The organism is Kerstersia sp., assembly GCF_052103615.1.
Lineage (GTDB): Bacteria > Pseudomonadota > Gammaproteobacteria > Burkholderiales > Burkholderiaceae_B > Kerstersia.
In genome coordinates, this window is the sequence record NZ_JBQEKA010000108.1 from 1 (window position 1) to 9,745 (window position 9,745).

The window sequence follows — 9,745 nt, forward strand, 5'->3', positions numbered from 1 at the left end:
GGCATCGCCGCGTTTGACCAGCAAGGCGCCGATCAGGGTGTTGTGCTTGCGGATCATCGCCTTGGCCACGGCCGGGGTGACGCCGTTGCGGCCCTTGAGCTGGTAGTACGCCTGCCAGGTTTCGTTGAAGCGCACGTCGTCCTCGGGATCGACGACTTCAAAATGCGTGCCGGCTTCCAGGCGCAGGCCCAGCTTCTTGAGGCGCATGTCGATGACGGAGGGACGGCCAACCAGAATGGGGAAGGCCAGCTTCTCGTCCACGACGGTTTGCACGGCGCGCAGCACGCGCTCTTCTTCGCCGTCTGCGTAGATCACGCGCTTGGGGTCCTGGCGCGCCTGCTTGTAGAGCGGGCGCATCAGTTGGCCGGAGTGATAAACGAAGGCCTGCAGTTCCTGGCGGTAGGCGTCCATGTCCTGGATGGGACGGGCGGCCACGCCGGATTTTTCTGCGGCCAGCGCCACAGCCGAAGCCACTTCCACGATCAGGCGCGGATCGAAGGGCTTGGGGATGATGTATTCCGGGCCGAAGCTCAGTTCCTGGCCGGCATAGGCCACGGCGACTTCGTCATTCTGCTCGGCCTGGGCCAGCGCAGCGATGGCGTGGACGCAGGCCAGCTTCATTTCTTCGGTGATGCGCGAAGCGCCGACATCCAGGGCGCCGCGGAAAATGAAGGGGAAGCACAGGACGTTATTGACCTGATTGGGGTAGTCCGAACGGCCGGTGGCGATGATGCAATCCGGGCGGGCGGCCTTGGCGACATCAGGGCGGATTTCGGGTTCCGGGTTGGCCAGCGCCAGGATCAGCGGCTGGGCAGCCATGGTCTTGACCATGTCGGCGGTCAGCACGCCAGGGGCCGAGCAGCCGAGGAAGACGTCCGCGCCCACCGTGATGTCGGCCAGCGTGCGCGCATCGGTTTGCTGCGCATAGCGGGCCTTGTTGGGCTCCATATTGGCCTCGCGGCCGACCGTGATGACGCCGCGCGAATCGACGACATAGATATTTTCGCGGCGTATCCCCAGGCTGACGAGCAAGTCCAGGCAGGCGATGGCGGCTGCGCCGGCGCCGGAGCAGACCAGTTTGACCGAGTCCAATGGCTTGCCGACGATCTTCAGCCCGTTCAGGACGGCAGCGCCGGAAATGATGGCAGTGCCGTGCTGGTCGTCGTGGAACACCGGGATGCGCATGCGCTCGCGCAGTTTCTTCTCAATATAGAAGCACTCGGGCGCTTTGATGTCTTCCAGGTTCACGCCGCCCAGGGTGGGTTCCAGCGCGGCAATGATATCGACCAGTTTGTCCGGGTCGTTCTCGGCCAGCTCGATATCGAAGACGTCGATGCCGGCAAACTTCTTGAACAGTCCGCCTTTGCCTTCCATGACCGGCTTGGCGGCCAGCGGGCCGATATTGCCCAGCCCCAGGACGGCAGTGCCGTTGGTGATGACGCCCACCAGGTTGGCGCGTGAGGTATAACGCGCGGCGGCGGCATTGCCTTCTGCATGGATGGCCATGCTGGCAGCGGCGACACCCGGCGAATACGCCAGCGATAGGTCATCCTGGTTGGCCAGAGGCTTGGTAGGAGTGACCGAGATTTTTCCGGGTTTGGGGTAGGCGTGGTAATCCAGCGCCAATTTGGTCAGATTTTCGTCCATGGACTTTCTGAAAGACAGGTGAGAAAGTTGGGCCGCGAGTACAGCGTGAGTACAGCGATTGCTCCGGCAAGAGATCAAAGATACTCGAAAATGCCGGGCAGCGGGCGAGTGGGATGTGTTGCGCTGCATTAACGGTTTTTGCACTGCATGGCGGGAAGATGCAATTTGGACTTATCGAACGGCATCTGTTTGGCATGTCGCGGCTAAGTCTTAGCTACTGCCGCCATCGCGCCGCACAAAATTATTTTCCGGGGCGCCGCTTGGACGGGAATGGCATGGAAAAAGGGCCTGCTATGGCATGAAAGCGCTATACTGAACTGCAATACGGCTATTTAGGCTCGTTCACGTCGCCTTCTGCCCCGCTATCCGCTAAACGGTTTGGCCGTGTCGCGGAAGGTTTTCCTGCATCGTCAAGGGTGAAACGCCCGGAAAGGTGAAGCGTTACATGTCATCGCAAACAGAATCCCTGTCCTCCTCATACCTGTTTGGGGGGAACGCGCCATACGTAGAAGAACTCTACGAAACCTACCTGGATAATCCGGGTGCCGTGCCTGAAAACTGGCGTGCCTATTTCGACCAGTTGCAGCACCAGCCTGCCACGGATGGTCAGGAAGCCACGCGCGACAGGGCTCACGCTCCCATCGTCCAGTCTTTCGCTGAACGCGCCCGGGCCAATGCCTTTGCCGTCCGCGTCAAAGAACCCGACTTTTCCGTCGCCAGCAAGCAAATTGTTGTCCAGACGCTGATCTCCGCCTACCGTTCGCTGGGCGCGCGCTGGGCCGAACTGGATCCGCTCAAGCGTCATGAGCGCCCGCAACTGCCGGAACTCGACCCCGCTTTTTACGGCCTGACCGAAGCTGATCTGGATCAGGTCTATGCGGCGACCGACACCTACTTCACGACTGCCGACCGGATGACGCTGCGCGACATCCTGAAGGCGCTGCGCGACACCTACTGTGGTTCTGTCGGCGCAGAATTCATGCACATCTCCGATCCCAAGGCCAAGCACTGGATCCAGCAGCGTCTGGAGTCCGTGCATTCGCACCCGGATCTGTCCGTTGACCAGAAGCGCCATGTGCTGCAGCAGCTCACCGAGGCAGAAGGCATGGAGCGTTTCCTGCATACCAAGTATGTGGGCCAGAAGCGCTTCTCGCTGGAAGGCGGTGAAAGCTTCATCGTTTCGATGGACGAACTGGTGAATCACGCCGGTGAATCGGGCGTGCAGGAAATCATCGTCGGCATGGCCCACCGCGGCCGTCTGAACATGCTCGTGAACATCATGGGCAAGATGCCGGGCGATCTGTTCGCCGAATTCGAAGGCAAGCACGCCGAAGGCCTGACCGACGGCGACGTGAAATACCACAACGGTTTCTCCAGCGATCTTTCGACGCGCGGCGGCCCGGTGCACCTGTCGCTGGCCTTCAACCCGTCCCACCTGGAAATCGTTAACCCCGTGGTCGAGGGCAGCGTGCGCGCCCGCCAAGACCGCCGCGGCGATGCCAAGGGCGAGCAAGTTCTGCCGGTTCTGGTGCACGGTGACGCCGCTTTCGCCGGCCAGGGCGTGGTCATGGAAACGCTGAACCTGGCCCAGACCCGCGGTTATGGCACGGGCGGCACGGTGCATCTGGTCATCAATAACCAGATCGGCTTCACGACGTCCGACCCCCGCGACTCGCGTTCCACGCTGTATTGCACGGACGTGGTCAAAATGATCGAAGCCCCGGTGTTCCACGTCAACGGCGACGATCCCGAAGCCGTGGTGTTTGTGACCCGCCTGGCGCTGGATTACCGCCGCGAGTTCAATCATGATGTCGTGGTTGATATCATCTGCTTCCGCAAGCTGGGCCACAACGAACAAGATACGCCGGCGCTGACGCAGCCGCTGATGTACAAGCGCATTGGCCAGCACCCCGGCACCCGCCAGCTGTATGCCGACAAGCTGGAAAGCCAAGGCATCCTGCCGGCAGGCAGCGGCGATGAGCTGGTTGCCGCTTACCGCCAACTGATGGAAGACGGCCAGCGCACCATTGAGCCTGTGCTGACCAATTACAAGGGCAAGTACGCGACCGACTGGACGCAATTCCTGAACGCCAAGTGGACCGACCACGCCGACACTGGCGTGCCGCTGGCCGAACTCAAGCGTATCGGCGAAAAGCTGACGCAAGTGCCGGAAGGCTTCACGGTGCACCCGCTGGTGGCGCGCCTGCTCAACAACCGTGCCGAAATGGCGCGCGGCGAAGCCAATCTGGACTGGGGCATGGGCGAGCACCTGGCATTTGCCACGCTGGTGGCTGCCGGTTATCCGATCCGCATTACCGGCCAGGATTCGGGCCGCGGCACGTTCACGCACCGCCACGCCGTTCTGCACGACCAGAAGCGCGAGCGCTGGAACGACGGTATCTATGTTCCGCTGCAAAACGTGGCGGAAGACCAGGCTTCGTTCACGGTCATCGACTCCGTGCTGTCCGAAGAAGCGGTGCTGGGCTTTGAATACGGCTATGCCTCCGCCGAACCCAATACCCTGACGATCTGGGAAGCCCAGTTCGGTGACTTCGTTAACGGCGCGCAGGTCGTGATCGACCAGTTCATCGTTTCCGGCGAAGCCAAGTGGGGCCGCCAGTGCGGTCTGACCATGATGCTGCCGCATGGCTACGAAGGCCAGGGCCCGGAACACTCGTCGGCCCGCATCGAACGCTTCCTGCAATTGGGCGCGGACAACAATATCCAGGCCGTGCAGCCCACAACCTCGGCACAGATCTTCCACGTGCTGCGCCGCCAGATGATCCGCCAGTTCCGCAAGCCGCTGGTGATCTTCACGCCGAAGTCGCTGCTGCGTAACAAGGATGCAGGTTCGCCGCTGGAAGAGTTGGCCAATGGCCACTTCCACCCGGTGCTGGGTGAAGTGGATCAAGCCATCCAGCAAGACAAGGTCAAGCGTCTGCTGGCGTGCTCGGGCAAGGTCTATTACGATCTGGTGCATGCGCGCCGCGAGCGCAATGCGGAAGATGTCGCCATCGTCCGCGTGGAACAGCTGTATCCGTTCGCACACAAGGATTTCGCTGCTGAAATGGCGAAGTACCCGAATCTTGCTGAAGTGGTGTGGGTGCAGGACGAACCGCAGAACCAGGGCCCCTGGTTCTACATCCAGCACCACCTGTATGAAAACATGAGCGCTGGCCAGAAGCTGAGCTACGCGGGCCGTCCCGCTTCCGCTTCGCCCGCCGTGGGCTATCTCGCCAAGCACAACGAGCAGCAGAAGGCCCTCATCGAACAGGCTTTCGGCAAACTCAAGGGCTTCGTGCTGAGCAAGTAATCCATCCCGGAACAGAACCAATATCCATACAGGAAGAACATAATGGCCATTATCGACGTTGTAGTCCCGCAGCTTTCCGAGTCTGTCTCGGAAGCGGCTTTGCTCAACTGGAAGAAGCAGCCTGGCGAAGCCGTTGCCGCTGATGAAATCCTCATCGAAATCGAAACCGACAAGGTGGTTCTCGAAGTGCCCGCGCCCAAGGCCGGCGTGCTGTCCGAGATCGTCCGCGGCGATGGCAGCACCGTGACTTCCGGCGAACTGATCGCCAAGATCGACACCGAAGGCAAGGGTGCTGCTGCTGCACCGGCAGCCGCTGCGGCCCCCGCCGCCGCTGCCGCTGCGCCTGCCGCCAGCGCTGCTGGCGTGGCCTCACCTGCCGCTGCCAAGATCCTGGCCGAGAAGGGCGTTGAAGCCAGCTCGGTGGAAGGTTCCGGCCGCGGCGGCCGCGTGACCAAGGGCGATGCCCTGGCCGCTGAAGCGCCCGCCGCCAAGCCCGCTGCCGCACCGGCTGCCGTCCAGCCGCTGCAACTGTCGCTCGACGGCCGTCCGGAACAGCGCGTGCCGATGAGCCGCCTGCGTGCCCGCGTGGCCGAGCGCCTGCTGCAATCGCAAAGCGAAAACGCCATCCTGACCACCTTCAATGAAATCAACATGAAGGCGGTGATCGACCTGCGCAACAAGTACAAAGAGCGCTTCGAAAAGGAACACGGCGTGAAGCTGGGCTTCATGTCCTTCTTCGTGAAGGCGGTGGTTGCCGCGCTGAAGAAATACCCGATCCTGAACGCCTCGGTCGATGGCAAGGACATCATCTACCACGGTTACTTCGACATCGGTATCGCTGTCGGCAGCCCGCGCGGCCTGGTGGTGCCCATCCTGCGCAATGCGGATCAGCTGTCGATCGCCGAGATCGAAAAGCAGATCGCCGATTTCGGCAAGCGCGCCTCCGAAGGCAAGCTGGGTCTGGAAGAGCTGACCGGCGGTACCTTCTCGATCTCCAACGGCGGTGTGTTCGGTTCGATGTTCTCGACCCCGATCATCAACCCGCCTCAGGCTGCCATTCTGGGCATTCACGCCACGCGTGAGCGTCCGGTCGTGGAGAACGGCCAGGTCGTGATCCGTCCGATCAACTACTTCGCCATGTCCTATGACCACCGCATCATCGACGGCCGTGAAGCCGTCCTGGGCTTGGTCGCCATGAAGGAAGCGCTGGAAGATCCGCAGCGCCTGCTGCTGGATCTGTAATTCCCAGCATGGCCCCGGCGCTTTCTGCCGGGGCCTGTCATTCTTCGCAGCAGCCGCTGCAAGCGGGCTGCGTCCCCGAGGCTGCCGCGCCGTGTTTCATGCATGGCCGGCACGCCGACTCTAGCGAGAGATTCCCCAATCATGTCCAAGCAATTTGATCTTGTCGTCATCGGCGCCGGCCCTGGCGGCTATATCGCCGCGATCCGCGCTGCGCAACTGGGCCTGTCCGTGGCTTGCGTTGACGCTGCGGAAAACGCCAAGGGCGGCCCCGCTCCCGGCGGCACCTGCACCAACGTCGGCTGCATTCCGTCCAAGGCGCTGCTGCAATCGTCCGAACATTTCGAACAGGCCAATCACCACTTTGCCGAGCATGGCATTGAAGTGAAGGGCGTGTCGCTCAAGCTCGACAAACTGATCGGCCGCAAGAACGAAGTCGTCAAGCAGAACAACGAAGGCATTCTGTACCTGTTCAAGAAGAACAAGGTCACCTTCTTCCATGGCTATGCCGCGTTTGCGGGCCAGGTCGAAGGCGGCTGGTCCATCAATGTGACCGGCAAGACCGAAGAAAACCTGGTGGCCCGCCATGTGGTCGTGGCGACGGGTTCGGCGCCGCGTGAACTGCCGGGCGTGCCGTTCGACGAAAAAATCATCCTGTCCAATGACGGTGCGCTGAGCCTGGATGCCGTTCCCGGCAAGCTGGGCGTGATCGGCGCCGGTGTGATCGGTCTGGAAATGGGCAGCGTGTGGCGCCGTCTGGGTTCCGCCGTGACGGTGCTGGAAGCCGCGCCTGACTTCCTGGCTGCTGCCGACCAGCAGGTTGCCAAGGAAGCCCAAAAGGCATTTGCCAAGCAAGGCCTGGATATCCAGGTGGGCGTGCAGATCAGCGAAATCAAGCCTTCGGCCAAGAAGGTTGATATCAGCTACAAGAATGCGGCTGGCGAAGAGCAGAAGCTGACGGTGGACCGTCTGATTGTGTCCATTGGCCGCGTGCCTTTCACGAACGGCCTGAACGCGCCGGCCGTGGGCCTGACCCTGGACGAGCGCGGCTTTGTCGCGGTTGACGCGGAATGCCGCACCAACCTGCCCAATGTGTGGGCGGTGGGCGATGTGGTGCGCGGCCCGATGCTGGCGCACAAGGCCGAGGAAGAAGGCGTGGCGGTGGCAGAGCGCATCGCTGGCCAGCATGGCCATGTCAATTTCGCGACCATTCCCTGGGTGATTTACACCTCGCCGGAAATTGCCTGGGTCGGCCAGACCGAGCAGCAGCTGAAGAAGGAAGGCCGTGCCTACAAGGCTGGCAGCTTCCCCTTCCTGGCCAATGGCCGCGCACGCGCGCTGGGCGACACCACCGGTTTCGTGAAGGTGCTGGCTGATGCCAAGACCGACGAAGTCCTGGGCGTGCATATCGTTGGCCCGGTTGCTTCCGAGCTGATCGCCGAAGCTGTGACCATCATGGAATTCCGTGGTGCTGCCGAAGACATCGCCCGTATCTGCCATGCGCACCCGACGCTGTCGGAAGCCATGAAGGAAGCGGCGCTGGCTGTGGACAAGCGCGCGCTGAACTTCTAATCCTGGCCCGCCATGGGCGGGTATCAGGACATCAAAAACCCCTTTCCGTCTGGAAAGGGGTTTTTTGTTGCCCGGGCTCAAGCGGAGCAGGCATGCAGAAATGCACTCAGGCCACAGCCAGCACAGCCACGCCGTAGCCACACCGTAGCCAAGCAACAGTCATACCGCAGCCAGGCCGCATCCAGATCGCAGCCAAGCCGCAGCCACGCCGGAGTCACGCTGCAGCCGGGCGGGCCGTATGCTGGCCGTTTTGCCATGGCGCTTTTCAGGCAGCAGGGAAGAATGCCGCCGTCTGGCGCAGACGCCGGTAGCCGTAGAGTGTCAGGAGCAGCACGGCGGCGCCTGCCGCCAGCGAGACCAGGAACCCGGTCCCGGCGCCGCTCGCGCCGCTGATGCCGCTGATGCCGCTGGTGCCGTTAGGCAGCGCGAGAGGCGGCGGCGTGTTCTGGGCTGCGTCAGTAGGATTGATAGAAAAACGCGGCGCTCATGGCCAGGCCGGTGAGCACGATGCAGCGGCGCACGAACTTGGGGCTGAGGCGGCGCAGCAGGCTGCCGCCGATGTAGCCGCCCAGGGTCGCGCCGACCGCCATCCACAAGGCAGGCAGCCAGACGATGGCGCCGTCAGCGGCATAGATGAGGACGGCAAAGAGCGTCAGGATGGCGGAAATGAAGTTCTTGACGCCATTCATGCGGGTGAGGTCGGTGTGCCCGAGAAAACCCAGTACCGCCAGCAAGAGAATCCCCAGGCCGCCATTGAAATAGCCGCCGTAGATGGCGACGGCCAGAATGCAGAGGTCTGCCTTGAGGGTGTTGGGGGCGGCTGGCGGCAGTTCGGCCCGCCGGGCAATCAGGCGCTGGCCATAGGCGAATAGCACGGTGGCAAGCAGCAGCAGCCAGGGCACCAGCAACGCGAAGAAATGGCTGGAGGTGGAGAGCAGCAGCAAGGCGCCGACAGCGCCGCCGCCGATGGAAAGCAGGCTCATGCGCAGCAGGGATGGCGTCATGGGCGCGGCCAGCTCGCGCCGCAGCGACCAGGCGCTGGCCAGATAGCCCGGCAGGAGCGCCGCCGTGCCGGTGGCATTGGCGGCGATCAGGGGTACGCCAGCCAGCGCCAGGGCGGGCAGAGTCAGGAAACTGCCGCCGCCGGCGACGGCATTGAGCGCGCCGGCGAGTGCGGCGGCACCGCCCAGCATGAGCCATTCCAGCAGCGTCATGGCTGGCGTGCAGGCTGTGACATGCGTTCGGTGCGCAACAACAGGGTAAGCGCGATGCCTATGCCCGAGAACAAGGTGATTTGCAGCAATCCAGCCATATTCCAGCCCAAGTGTGATGCGATACCGCCGATGATATACCCGGCGAACGCGCCCGTGCCATACAGGGTGGTAACGAATATCCCGGTCGCCCGGCTGGTCAGTGAGGCCCTGACGGCCTTGATGTGATATCCGGCCAGATTGACATACAGCACGCCGCTTACCAGCAGGCCCCAGAAAAACGAGAGCACGGACTGCGCGCCCAGGCTTTCGGGGCCGCCGAACAGCAGCCAGCCCAGCAGGCCGGTGCCGGCAAAGCTGATCCCCAGCACCAGTTTGGGGTGGAAGCGGTCGCCCAGCCAGCCGCCAAAGATGGAGGCGAACACGCCGATGCCGAAGATGCTCATGATGCGGCTGGTGTCGGCGGGCGAATAGTGCAGGTGTTCCCGCAGAAAGGTCGGGTACATGCCGAGATAGCCATAGATGCACAGGCCGCCGATGCAGCTCATGGCCGTCAGCAGCAGCGTGTTGCGGTTCCACATGGTGGCGGCGCCGTCGGTATCGGCGCGGGTCTGGCCGCTGCTGATTTTTTCGGTCATGCGTTTGCTGACGGCCAGGGCAATCAGCACCATGGCCCCGGCACCGGCTAGGCCGAAGACGATCAGCGGCAGACGCCAGTCGCGTTGCGCGCCCAGCAGATAACCGCCCAGCAAGGGCCCGGCTA

General features: G+C 62.7%; 6 protein-coding genes. 3 read left to right on the plus strand and 3 right to left on the minus strand.

Going from position 1 to position 9,745, the window contains the following annotated elements:
* On the minus strand, positions 1–1,647 hold a 1,647-nt coding region (locus ACTJGZ_RS14870), incomplete at its 3' end, for an NADP-dependent malic enzyme (protein ID WP_441663682.1).
* Between the two features lie 445 nt (positions 1,648–2,092).
* Between ACTJGZ_RS14870 and ACTJGZ_RS14875 the strand changes: the two genes are divergently transcribed.
* The 3 genes from ACTJGZ_RS14875 to lpdA all read left to right on the plus strand — a co-directional run bounded on the left by ACTJGZ_RS14875 (position 2,093) and on the right by lpdA (position 7,771).
* Positions 2,093–4,960 carry a 2-oxoglutarate dehydrogenase E1 component gene (locus tag ACTJGZ_RS14875; protein ID WP_441663683.1) on the plus strand — a complete coding sequence of 956 codons (2,868 nt, stop codon included), beginning with the start codon at positions 2,093–2,095 and terminating at the stop codon, positions 4,958–4,960.
* Positions 4,961–5,002: 42 nt separating this feature from the next.
* Positions 5,003–6,202, plus strand: a complete 1,200-nt coding sequence (gene odhB / locus ACTJGZ_RS14880) for a 2-oxoglutarate dehydrogenase complex dihydrolipoyllysine-residue succinyltransferase (protein WP_441663684.1) — start codon at positions 5,003–5,005, stop codon at positions 6,200–6,202.
* Positions 6,203–6,343: 141 nt separating this feature from the next.
* Positions 6,344–7,771, plus strand: coding sequence for a dihydrolipoyl dehydrogenase (gene lpdA / locus ACTJGZ_RS14885; RefSeq protein ID WP_441663685.1), 1,428 nt, complete (start codon positions 6,344–6,346; stop codon positions 7,769–7,771).
* A 455-nt stretch (positions 7,772–8,226) separates the two neighbouring features.
* Here lpdA and ACTJGZ_RS14890 read toward each other — a convergent pair whose 3' ends face one another.
* Entirely contained in the window at positions 8,227–8,985 is a 759-nt protein-coding gene (locus tag ACTJGZ_RS14890; RefSeq protein ID WP_441663686.1) for a sulfite exporter TauE/SafE family protein, read from the minus strand.
* Positions 8,982–9,745 (minus strand): MFS transporter (locus ACTJGZ_RS14895; RefSeq protein ID WP_441663687.1); only part of this gene is annotated, 764 nt, incomplete at its 5' end. The genes ACTJGZ_RS14895 and ACTJGZ_RS14890, both read right to left, overlap by 4 nt.

Bases quoted from the DNA above. Each gene is read 5' to 3' on its own strand.
- ACTJGZ_RS14875 (WP_441663683.1), top strand. From the start codon at position 2,093: ATGTCATCGCAAACAGAATCCCTGTCCTCCTCATACCTGTTTGGGGGG.
- odhB (WP_441663684.1), top strand. From the start codon at position 5,003: ATGGCCATTATCGACGTTGTAGTCCCGCAGCTTTCCGAGTCTGTCTCG.
- lpdA (WP_441663685.1), top strand. From the start codon at position 6,344: ATGTCCAAGCAATTTGATCTTGTCGTCATCGGCGCCGGCCCTGGCGGC.
- ACTJGZ_RS14890 (WP_441663686.1), bottom strand. From the start codon at position 8,985: ATGACGCTGCTGGAATGGCTCATGCTGGGCGGTGCCGCCGCACTCGCC.